The organism is Pseudomonas sp. GW823-FHT02C05, from assembly GCF_058797595.1.
This window is the reverse complement of sequence record NZ_JBXAJU010000007.1, coordinates 326,976-342,806: the sequence shown is the minus strand read 5'-3', so window position 1 is coordinate 342,806 and position 15,831 is coordinate 326,976. Positions and strand designations below refer to the sequence as shown.

The window sequence follows — 15,831 nt, the reverse complement described above, 5'->3', positions numbered from 1 at the left end:
TTGGTGGAGCTAGACGGGATCGAACCGTCGACCTCTTGCATGCCATGCAAGCGCTCTCCCAGCTGAGCTATAGCCCCTCATCGCTGAGGACGGGGCGAATCTTAAGGGGCGATCGGAAGGCTGTCAATTTTTTTTCCGTTTTTTGAAAAAAAATTTGCCGGGATAACAATCACTTACCGCCCCGCCCGGAAAACCCGGGGTTTTGCGGCCCTCTGCGCCTGCGGCGAGTCGCACAAAACACTCGCCACAAGCCTCAAAGAACCACCAGAAGCCGCAATCAACCCGCCTGGCGCTTGAGTTTCAAGCGTAGTCGAAAAGCTCCCCGTCCCTGTCGGCTGCCTTTGGGCAAAAACGCCTCAGGCGATGGCGCCGAGGAGTTTTTCCCATTCCTTGTTTTCTTTCTTCGACACACCACCCAGCAGATCGATGGCCTGGCGCAGACGGAACCGGGTCAGGTCCGGACCGAGGATTTCCATGGCATCGAGCACCGACACCGAACTGGCCTGGCCAGTAATGGCGGCAAACATCAGCGGCATGGCATCGCGCAGTTTCAGCTCCAGAGACTCAACCACCGCCTGGATGGTCGCGGTGATGCTGTCTTTCTCCCACTGACGCAGGCTTTCGAGCTTCCACAGGATCAATTGCATCAACTGACGCACCTGATCGCCGGACAGCTTCTTGGACTCGAAAAGCTTGGCATCCGGGTTCACGCCACCGGCGAAGAAGAAGCCGGCCAGCGGTGCGATCTGGCTGAAGGTCTCGACCCGGCCCTGTACGTGCGGTGCGATCTTCATCATGTAATCGGGGTTCAGCGCCCAGGTCTGCACCCGGCTGGCGAACTCCTGCACCGGCAGGTCACGCAGCCACTGGCCGTTGAGCCAGGACAGCTTCTCGATATCGAAGATCGGCCCCCCCAGGGACACCCGCGTCAGGTCGAAATTGTCGACCATTTCCTGCAGCGAGAACTTCTCGCGCTCGTCCGGCATCGACCAGCCCATGCGGCCCAGGTAGTTGAGCATGGCTTCCGGCATGAAGCCCATGCGCTCGTAGAAGGTTACCGAGGTCGGGTTCTTGCGCTTGGACAGCTTGCTCTTGTCCGGGTTGCGCAGCAGCGGCATGTAGCACAGCTGCGGCTGCTCCCAGCCGAAGTACTCGTAGAGCAGGATCAGCTTGGGCGCCGACGGCAGCCATTCTTCGCCGCGCAGCACGTGGGTGATGCCCATCAGGTGGTCGTCGACCACGTTGGCCAGGAAGTAGGTCGGCAGGCCATCGGTCTTCATCAGCACTTGCATGTCCATGCGATCCCACGGGATCTCGACATCGCCGCGCAGCATGTCCGGCACCACGCAGACGCCTTCGGTAGGCACTTTCATGCGGATCACGTGAGGCTCGCCGGCCGCCAGGCGCCGGGCCACTTCTTCCTTGGACAGCAGCAGGGCCCGGCCGTCATAGCGCGGGGTTTCGCCACGGGCCATCTGTTCGGCACGCATCTGGTCCAGCTCTTCGGCGGTGCAGAAGCACGGGAAGGCGTGGCCCAGGTCCACCAGTTGCTGAGCGTACTTCTGGTAGATGTCGCCACGCTCGCTCTGGCGATACGGGCCGTGAGGGCCGCCAACGTCCGGGCCTTCGCTCCAGTTGATGCCCAACCAGCGCAAGGCGTCGAAAATCTGCTGCTCGGACTCCCGGGTCGAACGCAACTGATCGGTGTCTTCGATACGCAGGATGAACTCACCGCCATGCTGCTTGGCAAAGCAATAGTTGAACAAAGCGATGTAGGCGGTACCTACGTGGGGATCCCCGGTAGGCGATGGCGCGATGCGCGTGCGGACGGTGGTCATGGCATGTCTCGAAAGGAAAGAAAAACGAGGAATAAAACAGGGGGCGAATGGTAACAGGCGACGGCAGCCCCGCTCCAGTGAGGAGGGCATTTAAGCCAAGGTTGCGACTCCAGGCCGCTGCCAGCCTGTTGAAGGGCCAATAATCAGCCCATGGCATTTACCGCCCAGTGGCTATATGCCAGATTCGCCCGCTGATAGATCTCCTTACACTTTTATTGAATACAGCCAGCCCATGCCAGCCCAACTCAAGCGTCGCCTGTTTGTCTTTCTGTCCCTAGTCCTGTTGATTGCCCTGGGTTTTCTTGCCCACTGGTGGTTCCACGGGCGCTTTTACGAGACCACGGACAACGCCTACGTGCAGGGCGAGATCACCCGGGTCTCCAGCCAACTGAGCGCGCGAATCGAAGAAGTGCTGGTGCAGGACAACCAGCATGTGGAACAGGGCCAGTTGCTGGTACGCCTGGAAGGGCAGGACTTCCAACTGGCAGTGGACCGCGCCCAGGCCGCCCTGGATACCCGCGAGGCCGAACGCCTGCAGGCCCAGAGCAAGCTGACCCAGCAAGCCAGCCTGATTGCCGCGGGCCAGGCTCAGGTGGCGTCGAGCCAGGCCAGCCTGGGCCGCTCGCAGATCGACCTGTCTCGGGCCCAGACCCTGCGCAAGCCCGGTTACGTCTCCGAGGAGCGGGTCACTACCCTTTCCGCCGACAACCATATCGCCCGCTCCCAGGTGGCCAAGGCCGAAGCCGACTTGCAGGGCCAGCGCCAGCAAGTCAATGCCCTGAACGCCGAGATCAAGCGCCTCGATGCACAGATCGCCAACGCCCGGGCCGACCTGGCGCAAGCACGACTGAACCTGACCCGTAGCGAGATCCACGCCCCCATCAGCGGCCTCATCGGCCAGCGCGCCGCACGCAATGGCCAGGTGGTGCAGGCCGGCGCCTATCTGCTGTCGATCGTTCCGGACCAGGACATCTGGATCCAGGCCAACTTCAAGGAAACCCAGATTGGCCACATGCAGCCAGGGCAAAAGGCCGAGCTGACCTTCGACGCCTACGGCGATACACCGATCCAGGCCCGGGTCGACAGCCTGTTCGCCGCCTCCGGCGCGCAATTCAGCCTGCTGCCGCCAGACAATGCCACCGGCAACTTCACCAAGGTGGTACAGCGCATTCCGGTGAAACTGACCTTCGCTGCCGACAATCCCCTGCGGGGCAAGATCCGCCCCGGCATGTCGGTAACCGTGAAGGTCAACGTCAAAGACCCCGTCGATGGCCGGTGATCAACTGCTGCGTCCGGTGGGCGAACCCACCCGGCGCGACTGGATCGCGGTGATGAGTGCCATGCTCGGCGCCTTCATGGCGGTGCTCGACATCCAGATCACCAACTCCTCGCTCAAGGACATCCAGGGCGCGCTGTCCGCTACCCTGGAGGAAGGCTCGTGGATCTCCACTTCCTACCTGGTGGCGGAGATCATCATGATCCCCCTCACCGCCTGGCTGGTGCAGCTGCTCTCGGCCCGGCGCCTGGCGGTCTGGGTCTCGGTGGGCTTTCTTATTGCCTCCCTGCTCTGCTCCATGGCCTGGAGCCTGGAAAGCATGATCGTGTTCCGCGCCTTGCAGGGCTTTACCGGTGGCGCCCTGATCCCCCTGGCGTTCACCCTGACCCTGATCAAGCTCCCCGAGCATCACCGGGCCAAGGGCATGGCCATGTTCGCCATGACCGCCACTTTCGCCCCCTCCATCGGCCCGACCCTGGGCGGCTGGCTCACGGAAAACTGGGGTTGGGAGTACATCTTCTATATCAACGTGCCGCCGGGCCTGCTGATGATCGCGGGCCTGCTGTATGGCCTGGAAAAGAAGGAAGCTCACTGGGAACTGCTGAAAAGCACCGACTACGCCGGCATTCTCACCCTCGGCCTGGGCCTGGGTTGCCTGCAGGTATTTCTTGAGGAAGGCCACCGCAAGGACTGGCTGGAGTCGAGCCTGATCGTCACCCTGGGCAGCATCGCCCTGATCAGCCTGGTCACCTTCGTCATCGTCCAGGTCTCCAGGCCCAACCCGCTGATCAACCTGGGCATCCTGCGCAATCGCAACTTCGGCCTGTCGAGTATCTCCAGCCTGGGCATGGGCGTTGGCCTGTACGGTTCGATCTACCTGCTGCCGCTGTACCTGGCGCAGCTCCAGAACTACAACGCGCTGCAGATCGGCGAAGTGATCATGTGGATGGGGGTGCCGCAGTTGTTCCTGATTCCCCTGGTACCCAAGCTGATGCAGTTCATTTCACCGAAATGGCTGTGCACCCTGGGCTTTGGCCTGTTCGGCCTGGCGAGTTTTTCGTCGGGGGTGCTCAACCCGGACTTTGCCGGGCCGCAGTTCAACCAGATCCAGATCATTCGCGCCCTGGGCCAGCCGCTGATCATGGTCACCATCTCGCTGATCGCCACGGCTTATATACAGCCCCAGGACGCGGGATCGGCCTCCAGCCTGTTCAACATCCTGCGCAACCTCGGTGGCGCCATCGGCATTGCCCTGCTGGCGACCTTGCTGGATGCCCGAACCAAGACCTATTTCGACTACCTGCGCGAAGCCGTTGTGCCCAGCAATCCCCAGGTGGCGGAACGCCTGGCAACCCTCACCGAGAAGTTCGGCAGCGAGACCGCAGCCCTGGGCAAGCTCAGCGAAATCACCCACCAGCAGGCACAGATCATGGCCTACAACGACGCCTTCCATTTCGTCGGCATTGCCCTGGGCATCAGCATGCTGGCGATCCTGCTGACCAAGGCCCTGCCCAAGGGCCTCAAGGCCGGCGAAGCCCACTGACCCACGAATTGCCTGTAGGAGCTGGCTTGCCAGCGAATAGACTCCCAACCCTTGCACAGGATTTGAGGGCCTCTTCGCCGGCAAGCCGGCTCCTACGAGGGATCGAGCGTCGTTAGACGGTGAGCAAGCGCTCGCGCAGCTTGGTGATTTCGTCGCGCATCTGCGCCGCGGCTTCGAACTCCAGGTCGCGGGCCAGTTGGTACATCTTCTCTTCGAGCTGGCGAATGCGCTTGGTGATCTCGCTGGGCGAGCGCAGTTCGTTTTCGTAGCGGGCGTTTTCCTCCGCGGCCTTGGCCATGCCCTTGCGTTTCTTGCTGCGCGAACCGGGCACGGTGGCGCCTTCCATGATGTCGGCAACGTCCTTGACCACACCCTTGGGGGTGATGCCATTGGCCAGGTTGAAGGCGATCTGCTTGTCGCGACGGCGCTCGGTCTCGCCAATCGCCCGCTCCATGGAGCCGGTGATGCGGTCGGCATAGAGAATCGCCCGGCCATTGAGGTTACGCGCGGCCCGGCCGATGGTCTGGATCAGCGAACGCTCGGAACGCAGGAAGCCTTCCTTGTCGGCATCGAGAATCGCCACCAGGGACACTTCCGGCATGTCCAGGCCCTCACGCAGCAGGTTGATCCCCACCAGCACATCGAAAGTGCCCAGGCGCAGGTCGCGGATGATCTCCACCCGCTCCACGGTGTCGATGTCCGAGTGCAGATAGCGCACACGCACGCCATGGTCGGCCAGGTAATCGGTAAGGTCCTCGGCCATGCGCTTGGTCAGGGTGGTCACCAGTACCCGCTCTTCCACGGCCACACGCTTGGTGATTTCCGACAGCAGGTCGTCCACCTGGGTCAGGGCCGGGCGCACTTCCACTTGCGGGTCCACCAGCCCGGTGGGGCGCACCACCTGCTCCACCACGCGGCCGGCGTGCTCGGCCTCATAGTTGCCCGGAGTGGCGGAAACGAAGATGGTCTGCGGGCTCACCCCTTCCCACTCGTCAAAACGCATTGGCCGGTTATCCAGAGCCGATGGCAGGCGGAAGCCGTACTCAACCAGGGTCTCCTTGCGCGAGCGGTCGCCCTTATACATGGCGCCGACCTGGGGCACGCTGACGTGGGATTCGTCGATCACCAGCAAGGCATCCGCCGGCAGGTAGTCGTACAAGGTAGGTGGCGCCGCGCCAGCCGGACGCCCCGAGAGGTAGCGCGAGTAGTTCTCGATGCCGTTGCAGTAGCCCAGTTCGAGGATCATCTCCAGATCGAAACGGGTGCGCTGCTCCAGGCGCTGGGCTTCCACCAGCTTGTTGTTGGAACGCAGGTATTCCAGGCGCTCCTGCAACTCCACCTTGATCCCTTCGATGGCGTCCAGCAGGGTTTCCCGCGGGGTCACGTAGTGGCTCTTGGGGTAGAAGGTGAAGCGCGGCAGTTTGCGGATCACTTCACCGGTCAAGGGGTCGAAGGCGCTGATGCTTTCCACTTCGTCATCGAACAGCTCGATGCGGATCGCTTCCAGGTCCGACTCCGCCGGATAGATGTCGATCACATCGCCACGCACGCGGAAGGTAGCGCGGGCGAAATCCATGTCGTTGCGGGTGTACTGCAAGTCCGCCAGGCGGCGCAGCAGGGCGCGCTGATCGAGTTTGTCCCCGCGATCGACGTGCAGGACCATCTTCAGGTAGGTTTCCGGGCTGCCCAGGCCATAGATGCACGACACCGTGGTGACGATGATGGCGTCCTTGCGCTCCAGCAGCGCCTTGGTCGCGGACAGGCGCATCTGCTCGATATGGTCGTTGATCGAGGCGTCCTTCTCGATAAAGGTGTCGGAGGACGGCACATAGGCTTCGGGCTGGTAGTAGTCGTAGTAGGAAACGAAGTACTCCACCGCGTTGTTCGGGAAGAAGGCCTTGAACTCACCATACAGCTGCGCCGCCAGGGTCTTGTTCGGCGCCAGCACCAGGGTCGGGCGCTGCACCTGGGCGATCACGTTGGCGATGCTGAAGGTCTTGCCCGAACCGGTCACACCGAGCAGGGTCTGGTGGGCCAGCCCGGCCTCGATGCCTTCGACCATCAGGCGAATGGCTTCCGGCTGGTCGCCGGCGGGCTGGAAGCGGGTGACTAGCTGGAATTCAGACATAACGTACCTCTGGGATCATTCGTGCGCGGCAATACCGTACAGGAACAGGAAAGACCGCGTACGACCCATGTCGCCGAGGAAAAAAACCGGAATATCCTTGATGTGGAGCCGATTACCACAGCTTTCAAGGCAAAGGTCCTACACCCGCTGACACCCTGGTTATTGCAATAAGACTAACGGTCGAAAAATAAAGCGAAAAACTTGGCGCAAAAGGTCAATAGCCTGTCGCCCCACGCGATGATGGCCTCTATACTAGCTCCCCGTTTGTGCACCGCTCTAGTGCATTCGGCTGGAGCGCGACACGTCCCTCCACACTCCATTCAGAGCCGCCGTAAAAATGAGCCTGTTCTCCGCTGTCGAAATGGCACCACGCGATCCTATCCTGGGCCTCAACGAAGCATTCAACACCGATACCCGCACCGATAAGGTCAACCTTGGGGTGGGCGTGTACTGCAACGAGGAGGGACGCATTCCGCTCCTGCGCGCCGTTGTCGAAGCCGAGACGATTCGCGCCGCCCAACATGCTTCCCGTGGCTACCTGCCGATCGACGGCATTGCCGCCTACGACCAGGCGGTACAGAAGCTGCTGTTCGGCAACGACTCGCCACTGCTGGCCGCTGGCCGCGTGGTCACCACCCAGGCCGTTGGCGGCACTGGCGCCCTGAAGATCGGTGCCGACTTCCTCAAGCAGTTGCTGCCCAACGCCGTGGTCGCCATCAGCGACCCGAGCTGGGAAAACCACCGCGCCCTGTTTGAGACCGCCGGCTTCCCGGTGCAGAACTACCGCTACTACGACGCTGCCACCCACGACGTGAACCGTGCTGGCCTGCTGGAAGACCTGAACGCCCTGCCGGCCCAGTCGATCGTGGTGCTGCACGCCTGCTGCCACAACCCGACCGGTGTCGACCTGAGCCCACAGGACTGGAAAGACGTCCTGGAGGTGGTCAAGGCGAAAAACCTCGTGCCCTTCCTCGACATGGCCTACCAGGGCTTTGGCGACGGCATCGACGAAGACGCCGCGGCGGTGCGCCTGTTCGCCGAGTCGGGCCTGACCTTCTTCGTTTCCAGCTCGTTCTCCAAGTCGTTCTCGCTGTACGGCGAGCGCGTTGGCGCCCTGTCCATCGTCAGCGGCTCCAAGGAAGAAAGCGCCCGCGTGCTGTCCCAGGTCAAGCGCGTGATCCGCACCAACTACTCCAACCCGCCGACCCACGGTGCAACCATCGTCGCCGCCGTGCTGAACAGCCCGGAACTGCGCGCCCAGTGGGAGCAGGAACTGGCGCAAATGCGCCTGCGGATTCGCGGCATGCGCACCCAGATGGTCGACTTGCTGGCCAAAGGCGCCCCTGAGCACGACTTCAGCTTCGTCGGTCGCCAGCGCGGCATGTTCTCCTACTCCGGCCTGACCGTTGAGCAAGTGACCCGCCTGCGCAACGAATTCGGCATCTACGCCCTGGACACCGGCCGCATCTGCGTTGCCGCGCTGAACCAGAACAACATCCATGTCGTGACCCAGGCCATCCTGCAAGTGATCTGATTCACGACAGCGCCAACGAAAAGGGGAAGCCGGCAGGCTTCCCCTTTTTCGTTGGCGATACGTCATTGCCCTGCCCGCCCCCACAGCCTCTAGACTGTGAGCCTATGCCCCCCTTGCTGAGCGAGATCCCGATGAAAAACGATGACCTGCGGGCCGACCGCGACGAACTGGAGCATTACCTGCCACGCTCGCAGAAACGCGAAAAGAGCCTGGTGCTGCAAATTGCCCTGGGCGTATTCCTTGGCGGACTGGCCCTGTGGCTGGTGCAACTGGCCGCAACCTCGCTGATGGCCAAGCTGATGCTCGGCACCCTGACCTTCGGCGGCTGAACCGCCCTACCCCTGCAATTGAGCCAGGCGCTGGCTGGCGGCATCGTCGAACGCCACGTACAGCGCCTCGGCCACCTGGCTCTTGATGGCCTTGGCACTCTCCAGCCCCAGGACAAAACCTTCGGCCTTGCCGCCGGCACGGTTCAAATCCACCGCCGATCCGGCCTGGGTGATGGCGTCCAGCAACTTGCCGGCCTGGGGGCCGACCCCTTTGGGCAGGCTGATCTGCTCGATGCTCATGACAGCACCTCGCAGCACAGCGCGAAACAGACAGAAGGATGCTGGGATAAATCGAAGCGGATCATAAAGGCGTACCTATGCGGCTGAAGGCCGGCAGCGCGTGAAACCACTTCCGGGGCGCCATGGTAGCCCCTATCGGACGCGCCAGAGACGTGCAGACCGATAAATCCCGCAAAGTCCTGCCAGCCTTTCATTCAGATCCTCGTCGCCCTGAAAAAATATTTCTCGACTTGTTGACTTACCTTTCTGAATCAGTAAGATACGGCGCATTCCGCGATAGCTCAGTTGGTAGAGCAAGTGACTGTTAATCACTGGGTCCCTGGTTCGAGTCCAGGTCGTGGAGCCATCTTCCTACACTGATTTGCCTTGATCCTCATGAGAGCGCCCTGCTCCTGCGGCAAATCAGCTCAAGCAGTATCCCCCTTGCAAATGATTGATCCGCCTGTCATCCCGACATGCGGATAGACGCTTCATGCACGCCTGGAATCCTCCTTCGCCAACCCGGTTGCATTGCCGCAAAGGCCTGACGTAGGCTGTGCGCCTCTTTATCCAAGCAGTCAGACCCCGCGATGTTCCTGCCCGCACAGTCACCGTGCCCTTCCCCCTCGATGAGCCCTTCGGCAACCCTGGCTGTTGCCCAACTTGACTGTGCGATCAACCGTCGACGCCGTAGCGTATTGTTTGCCTTCACCTTCTCCCCCCACCCGGGCCCACGCTGATCGCGATTGAACCCGGCGCCACCCCGCTAGCCCCTCTGCTTCCACCAGGGCATCTGCCCGGCAATCGCCCGCACGTCGGCCTGCGATGTCCTGCAGCGCCCGCAATAACTGTCTTTTTTGGCGCCTGACGCTTCAGGCGCAGGTCTTGATCATGAACAAAGCCTTGTTAGCCGCCCTGATCCTGGGCATCTCCATTGTCGGCCTGAGCATCGGCTCCACGGTGCCAATCCTTGCCCTGCGCCTGTATCAGGCCGGCGCCTCAAACAACCAGATCGGCATCATGTCGGCGCTGCCCGCCGCAGGCATGATGCTCTCGGCCTTCCTGGTCAATGCCCTGAGCCAACGCCTGACCCGGCGCCAGATCTACCTGCTGTGTTTCAGCCTGTGCGCCTTGAGCGTGGCCGCCCTGGAACTGCCCGGGGCCAGCCTCTACAGCCTGGGCCTGGCGCGGGTCGCCATGGGCCTGGGGGCGGGGCTGATCATCATTCTCGGGGAAACCTGGGTCAATGAAATGGCCGAAGACGCCACCCGCGGACGCCTGGTAGCGGTCTACACCACCTGCTTCACCTTTTTCCAGCTCCTGGGCCCGGGCCTGGTATCGCTATTGGGCACCGAGGGGCCCGCCGTGCTGGGCATCGTCAGCGTCGGTTATGCGGTGGCGATCGCAGTGGTCTGGCTGATCCTGCCCCTGGAAGACCAGCAGCCGCTGCATGCCGAAAGTCGCACCTTTTCGGTACTGGGCTTTATCCGCATCGCGCCGGCGCTGTGCGTGGGCATCCTGTTCTTCGCGTTTTTCGACAGCGTGGTGCTGTCGCTGTTTCCGGTGTACGCCGCCACCCATGGCTACAGCATCAAGCTCGCGGCCTTGATGGTGACCATCATTCTGTTGGGCGACACCGCGTTCCAGTTCCCCCTCGGCTGGCTTTCGGACAAGCTCGGGCGCCCCGGGATCTACCTGGGCTGCGGCATCATTGCCCTGCTGATCGGCCTTGCCCTGCCACTGCTGATGCAAACGTCCACCCTGCTCTGGCCGAGCCTGGTCATCCTCGGCGCCGTGGCCGGCGGCATCTATACCCTGGCTATCGTGCTGATCGGCCAGTCCTTCAGCGGCGCCGACCTGGTGACTGCCAACGCCAGCGCCGGGCTGCTCTGGGGCATCGGCAGCCTGCTGGGCCCCTTGCTCAGCGGCGCGGCCATGAGCGGCGGCAGCTATGGGCTGCCCCTGACCCTGGCGGCGGCCGCCGCAGTGGTAGTGGTCTTCGCCCTGTCCCTGGTACGCCAGGGGCAACTCAGCAAGGCTGCCGACTGAAATACCGCGGATGCGGCCCGTGATCATTCACAGGCCGCATCTTTGTCATTACCATCGCGCGATCCGCACTCCCACCTCATGGATCCCCTCGCGATGGACCGACTCCTGCGCCTCCTGCCCCTGTACGGCCTGCTTTCCCTGTTGCCCCTGCCAGCCCTGGCCGAAGCCCCGGTGGACTGCGCCACCCTCAGCGACAACGTCTCCCTGGAAGCCGGCGAATATCGCCCGCCCCTCGAAGCCAAGGTGATAGGCCAGGGGCGGCTGCACTTTCACAGCGGGCCGAATGCCACCTGCCTGAACAAGAAGCTCTACGTGATTCCCGGTGATGGCCTGACGGTGTACGCCTCCAGTGGAGACGGCTGGGCCCAGGTCATGTACATCGCCAAGGACGGCGAGGACTACACCGGCTGGGTCGAGGAAAAACGCCTGTTGCTGGGCAAGCACTATGGCGCAAGCGGCGCCGAGCTTCCCGATGAGGTGGCTGCATTCATCCAGCGCCACGAAGCCTGCGAGCACTTTGCCGGCGAGGAGGCCTACGACGAGGAACGCCGGGTCTTCCTGGAGAAAGCCGTGAATGAGGTCTGCACAGGCCATGATCAGCAGCTCGCCAGCTTGCGCCAGCAGTACCAGGACAACCCCGACGCCCTACAGGCCCTGAAGCCGCTGGACAACCTGGAATAACCGACTGCAAAAAAAACGGCGCCCTGAGGGCGCCGGTTTTTTTCATGGCCGCGGTACTCGACTTCAGTGAGTGGCCTCGACACTGCCGCGCGCATGGCTCGGCTGCGAACCATCGCCGGCCTGGTTCGGTGAGTGGCCCGGCTCCTCTCCTACCAGAGGCACTTCATTGCCCTCGGCATCGTGCAGCTTGCCGCCGCTGAAGTAGTCACCCTCACGCAGTACGGCAACGTCCTGGAAGCGCAGGCTGCGCTCGGTGCCGGCGACGAACACCGACTGCTGGTCGGAGTTGCCCGCGGTGAAGTGGTTGAACGCCAGGTTCAAGAGGATCGCCATGATCGCCGAGGAGCTGATGCCCGAGTGGAAGATGGTTGCGAACCAGCTGGGGAAATGATCATAGAAGCTCGGCGCGGCAATCGGGATCATGCCGAAGCCGATGGAGGTGGCAACGATGATCAGGTTCATGTTGTTGCGGTAGTCGACCCGGGACAGGGTCCGGATGCCACTGGCCGCCACGGTGCCGAACAGCACGATACCGGCGCCGCCCAGCACCGAAGTCGGCACCGCGGCAATCACCCGCCCCATGAACGGCAGCAGGCCGAGGATCACCAGGAACAGCCCGCCGGTGGCCACCACGAAGCGGCTCTTGATGCCGGTGACCGCCACCAGCCCGACGTTCTGGGCGAAGGCGCTCTGAGTGAAGGAACCGAAGATCGGCGCAATCATGCTCGACAGCATGTCGGCGCGCAGGCCGTTGCCCAGGCGCTTGGAGTCGACCTTGGTGTGGATGATTTCACCCACGGCGAGGATGTCCGCCGAGGTTTCCACCAGCGTCACCATGACCACGATGCACATCGACAGGATCGCCGCGACATGAAAGGTCGGCATGCCGAAGTGAAATGGCGTGGGCAGGCCGAACATCGGCCCTTGGGTGACCCCGGAGAAGTCCGCCATGCCCAGGAACAGCGCGATCACCGTACCGATGATCATGGCCAGGAGAATCGACAGACGGGAAATCGCCGCGCTGCCGATCTTGCTCAACAGCAGCACCAGCACCAGGGTCACCGCCGCCAGGCCGATGTTCGACATGCTGCCGAAGTCCGGGGCCCGGCTGTTGCCACCCATGGCCCAGCGCGCCGCCACCGGCATCAGCGTCAGGCCGATGGTGGTGATGACGATGCCAGTGACCAGCGGTGGAAAGAATTTGGTGATCCGCGAGAATACCGGTGTGATCAGCAGGCCGATCAGCGAGGCGACGATCACCGCACCGAGAATCGACTGGAAACCGCCCTCGCCGCCGCTGGTAACAATCGCCACCATGGTCGACACGCCCGCGAAGGACACCCCTTGCACCAACGGCAGCTTGCAGCCGAAAAACGGCACGCCAAGGGTCTGCAACAAGGTTGCCAGCCCTCCTGCGAACAGCGAAGCGGCGATCAGCAAGCCGATCTCCGAAGGCGACAGGCCAGCCGCCTGGCCGACGATCAGTGGCACGGCAACGATGCCGCCATACATGGTCAGCACGTGTTGCAGGCCATAAGCCATGTTGGCGCCAACACCCAAATTTTCGTCTTCGGGCCGCTGTTGTGAAACCTGGGGGGTATTCATGGTGTGGGGTTCCCTGTTTTTGTTATGGGCACACTGTATGCAACATCCAAGACAACTGTCCATAGGATTGTATACAGTTTTCCATTCTGAATTTCCCCACCCATCAACCCGGGCTATTGCGCGCAAGGCACTCGGATATTGACTCCGTGCCGGCCTGTAAAGGCGGCCCAGAGCCCTCGTTGAAACCAACCCAGGGCCGATCCGCCGCTCTTCAACCGAAGGTTTGAGGGCTGCTCTACTGGTTGAAAAAACAGGATAAAAAAGCCGATCCCGTTGCCGGATCGGCTTATCTGCTGCTCGTAGGGTGCGATCCGTTGGCCGGAACCCGGATCTTGTACACATTGGGTGCAACACGGCCCTACCGTTGGCCGGGCCGGCGACGGCAAACGCGGCAACTGCACCTGGACGGCCGTGTCGACAACCGACCGGAACCGCGGACACCGCCTCGCTGTTGGGGAAGTCGTGAAATCAGGCCTCTAGCAACTGCTCGAGAACCCGCGGCAGTTCGGGGTGGGCCGGCAGGCGCAGGGCAAATTCGTCCTGCAACAGGCTCATCAGTTCCCCTGCATCGGTGATCTGCCGCCGCTCGCTGGGCTGCCCCATCCGATGCAGGGCGTAGCTGCCATTGTTCAAGGTGCGGCGTATTCCCGGCCCCATCAGCGCCACCTTCAATTGGCCGACGAAAGGAGAGTCCGGGTGGGTCGAGACGTACCAGTTACCCATCTCGTAATCCACATCGCCCTGCAGTTGCAGGTCAAAAACGTACATCGCCCGCCATTCATCCATGACCTTGGCGCGCAAGGTGTAGCTGCCTTCGCGCAAGGTGATGCGGTACGGCTCGTGGGGCGTTGCCTGTTCTTGCTCGGTATCCAGCAGCAAGGGAGCGGTGGGCACCATGCCGCCAAAGCCGACATCGACGATGTAGCGCTGGCCCTCCAGGTGCACCAGCGCCAGACGGTGGCTGCGAGCGGTCAGCGCATCTTCCGGCGCCCCCATCACCACCCGCCCGGTGATGCCCCGGGCATCGAAACCCAGGTGCTGCAACAGCACCAGGAAGGCCTGGTTGAGTTCATAGCAGTAGCCGCCGCGCCCCTCGTGGAGAATCTTGCGCTCCACCGAGGCCAGGTCGATGGGTACCGGAACCCGCAACAGGGTCGAAAGGCTTTCGAAGGCAAAACGACAGACATGGCGCCATTGCAGCTCCCGCAGGGTTTCCAGGGTCGGCGCTGGCGCCTGTGGGTAGCCCAGTTGCTGCAGGTACAGGTCGAAGTTCATCAGGTGCGGCTGGCTCATGCACAAATCCTTGAAATGAGGGTCGCCCAGGGTCGCGACAGGCCCCGGCAGGTCGGCGTTATGTATAAGCCAGAAGCGGCAGGCCCGGACAATCAATTCGGCTGATATTTTTTATCGCATTGGCCCCGGATTGGCTCTTGCCAAGCGCCGAGGGCAACTCTGTAATAAGTGCCCCGTCGCTCCCGCTGGAGAACTCTGCGCCATGCACTCACTGGAAGGCCCGCGAATCATCCTGCGCCCGTTGCAACGCAGTGATGCCGACGCCCTGGTCAACGCCGCCCGGGACGGTGAGCTGTGGAACCTGCCTTTCACCGTAGTGCCCTCCCCCGACACCGTCGAACGCTACCTCGACGTGGCGCTCGAGGGCCGTGATGCCGGTAGCGTACTGCCGTTCGCTACCGTGCTCAGGAGCACGGGCGAAGTCATCGGCTGCACGCGTTTCTGGAAGATCGACCGGCACAACCGCAAGCTGGAGATCGGCAGCACCTGGATCGCCAGCCGCTGGCAGCGCAGCTTCGTCAACAGCGAGGCCAAGTACCTGATGCTGTGCCATGCCTTTGACGACATGAACTGCGTGCGGGTGCAGTTCACGACCGACGAGATCAATCACACATCCCGCGCGGCGATCCTGCGCCTCGGCGCCCGACAGGAAGGCATAGTGCGGCACGAGCGCATCATGCCCGACGGACGCAAGCGCAATTCCGTGCGCTTCAGCATCATCGACGACGAGTGGCCCGCCGTGCGCCAGCGTCTGCAACAACGCCTCAGCCAAGCCTGAGGCCTCACCCTTACAAGCCCCACAAGGATGTAGCCATGCCCGTCGATTTCACCCTACGCCCAGCCCAGCGCGAGGACGCGCTGTGCATCAGTGGCCTGGCCACCCAGGTCTTTCTCGACACCTATGCCACCGACGGCATGCGCAGCGACCTGGCCGAGGAAGCCCTGAGCGTCTACGCCCCGGAACAGTTCCGCCAGCGCCTTGAGGATCCCCACAGAAGCCTGTTGCTGGCCGAGCGTAACGGGCACCTGCTGGGCTTCGCGGAAATCGCCGGCAACACCCGGCCGCCGCTTGCCGGCCTGGCCGATGGGATGGAGTTGGTGCGCCTGTACGTGCAGCGCCATGCCCATCGGCAAGGCGTTGGCCAGGCGCTGCTGCAACAGGTGGAAGAACGGCTGCAAGCCAGCGACAGGCCCTGCCTGTGGCTCGCCGTCTGGGCACAGAACCACAGGGCGCAGGCCTTCTATCAGGCCCAGGGCTACGTCTGCGCCGGTAGCACCGCCTACGAGTTTGGCGGCAACGCCTACGCCAACCAGGTGTTCTGCAAGCGCTGGTAGC

General features: G+C 62.6%; 13 protein-coding genes and 2 tRNA genes. 9 read left to right on the top strand and 6 right to left on the bottom strand.

All coding sequences use genetic code 11. The annotated features are described in order from the left end of the window. Nucleotide 1: 1 nt before the first annotated feature. Nucleotides 2–77 (bottom strand) — tRNA-Ala (locus AC1RGE_RS31705). A gap of 279 nt (nt 78–356) precedes the next feature. After that, on the bottom strand, nt 357–1,838 hold the full coding sequence (gltX, locus tag AC1RGE_RS31700) for a glutamate--tRNA ligase (RefSeq protein ID WP_041117010.1): 1,482 nt from the start codon (nt 1,836–1,838) through the stop codon (nt 357–359). A gap of 232 nt (nt 1,839–2,070) precedes the next feature. Here gltX and AC1RGE_RS31695 point away from each other — a divergent pair, with 232 nt between their 5' ends. Together AC1RGE_RS31695 and AC1RGE_RS31690 are read left to right on the top strand one after the other, a co-directional pair. After that, nucleotides 2,071–3,117: an HlyD family secretion protein gene (locus tag AC1RGE_RS31695; RefSeq protein WP_041752090.1), complete on the top strand. Its 1,047-nt coding sequence runs from the start codon at nt 2,071–2,073 to the stop codon at nt 3,115–3,117. Continuing rightward, nucleotides 3,107–4,657, top strand: a complete 1,551-nt coding sequence (locus AC1RGE_RS31690; RefSeq protein WP_492585697.1) for an MDR family MFS transporter — start codon at nt 3,107–3,109, stop codon at nt 4,655–4,657. Before AC1RGE_RS31695 ends, AC1RGE_RS31690 begins: the two co-directional genes overlap by 11 nt. A gap of 112 nt (nt 4,658–4,769) precedes the next feature. Here AC1RGE_RS31690 and uvrB read toward each other — a convergent pair whose 3' ends face one another. Then, the gene (uvrB, locus tag AC1RGE_RS31685) at nt 4,770–6,785 is read right to left on the bottom strand and encodes an excinuclease ABC subunit UvrB (protein ID WP_011060364.1); all 2,016 of its coding nucleotides are present in this window, start codon (nt 6,783–6,785) and stop codon (nt 4,770–4,772) included. A 337-nt stretch (nt 6,786–7,122) separates the two neighbouring features. Between uvrB and AC1RGE_RS31680 the strand changes: the two genes are divergently transcribed. Together AC1RGE_RS31680 and AC1RGE_RS31675 are read left to right on the top strand one after the other, a co-directional pair. Then, on the top strand, nt 7,123–8,319 hold the full coding sequence (locus tag AC1RGE_RS31680; RefSeq protein WP_015634888.1) for an amino acid aminotransferase: 1,197 nt from the start codon (nt 7,123–7,125) through the stop codon (nt 8,317–8,319). 131 nt (nt 8,320–8,450) lie between these two features. Beyond that, the gene (locus AC1RGE_RS31675; protein ID WP_011060362.1) at nt 8,451–8,648 is read left to right on the top strand and encodes a hypothetical protein; all 198 of its coding nucleotides are present in this window, start codon (nt 8,451–8,453) and stop codon (nt 8,646–8,648) included. A 6-nt stretch (nt 8,649–8,654) separates the two neighbouring features. Here the strand turns inward: AC1RGE_RS31675 and AC1RGE_RS31670 are convergent, their stop codons facing one another. Next, nucleotides 8,655–8,888: a hypothetical protein gene (locus tag AC1RGE_RS31670; protein ID WP_103289775.1), complete on the bottom strand. Its 234-nt coding sequence runs from the start codon at nt 8,886–8,888 to the stop codon at nt 8,655–8,657. A gap of 270 nt (nt 8,889–9,158) precedes the next feature. Here AC1RGE_RS31670 and AC1RGE_RS31665 point away from each other — a divergent pair. The 3 genes from AC1RGE_RS31665 to AC1RGE_RS31655 all read left to right on the top strand — a co-directional run bounded on the left by AC1RGE_RS31665 (nt 9,159) and on the right by AC1RGE_RS31655 (nt 11,597). After that, nucleotides 9,159–9,234: transfer RNA gene (locus AC1RGE_RS31665), tRNA-Asn, on the top strand. Nucleotides 9,235–9,758: 524 nt separating this feature from the next. After that, on the top strand, nt 9,759–10,916 hold the full coding sequence (locus tag AC1RGE_RS31660) for an MFS transporter (protein WP_077934993.1): 1,158 nt from the start codon (nt 9,759–9,761) through the stop codon (nt 10,914–10,916). Nucleotides 10,917–11,009: 93 nt separating this feature from the next. Continuing rightward, nucleotides 11,010–11,597 (top strand): SH3 domain-containing protein, encoded by a 588-nt coding sequence (locus AC1RGE_RS31655; RefSeq protein ID WP_041752088.1) that lies wholly within the window; start codon nt 11,010–11,012, stop codon nt 11,595–11,597. A 63-nt stretch (nt 11,598–11,660) separates the two neighbouring features. On the opposite strand, the gene AC1RGE_RS31650 is transcribed toward AC1RGE_RS31655, so the two are convergent. Further along, nucleotides 11,661–13,202: a nucleobase:cation symporter-2 family protein gene (locus AC1RGE_RS31650; protein WP_011060358.1), complete on the bottom strand. Its 1,542-nt coding sequence runs from the start codon at nt 13,200–13,202 to the stop codon at nt 11,661–11,663. A 468-nt stretch (nt 13,203–13,670) separates the two neighbouring features. Then, complete coding sequence (locus AC1RGE_RS31645; RefSeq protein WP_258611683.1) at nt 13,671–14,495, bottom strand: arylamine N-acetyltransferase family protein; 825 nt, start codon at nt 14,493–14,495, stop codon at nt 13,671–13,673. Nucleotides 14,496–14,697: 202 nt separating this feature from the next. Between AC1RGE_RS31645 and AC1RGE_RS31640 the strand changes: the two genes are divergently transcribed. Both AC1RGE_RS31640 and AC1RGE_RS31635 read left to right on the top strand, forming a co-directional pair. Further along, nucleotides 14,698–15,273, top strand: a complete 576-nt coding sequence (locus tag AC1RGE_RS31640) for a GNAT family N-acetyltransferase (protein WP_011060356.1) — start codon at nt 14,698–14,700, stop codon at nt 15,271–15,273. A 35-nt stretch (nt 15,274–15,308) separates the two neighbouring features. Further along, nucleotides 15,309–15,830 carry a GNAT family N-acetyltransferase gene (locus AC1RGE_RS31635; protein ID WP_011060355.1) on the top strand — a complete coding sequence of 174 codons (522 nt, stop codon included), beginning with the start codon at nt 15,309–15,311 and terminating at the stop codon, nt 15,828–15,830. Nucleotide 15,831 lies beyond the last annotated feature (1 nt).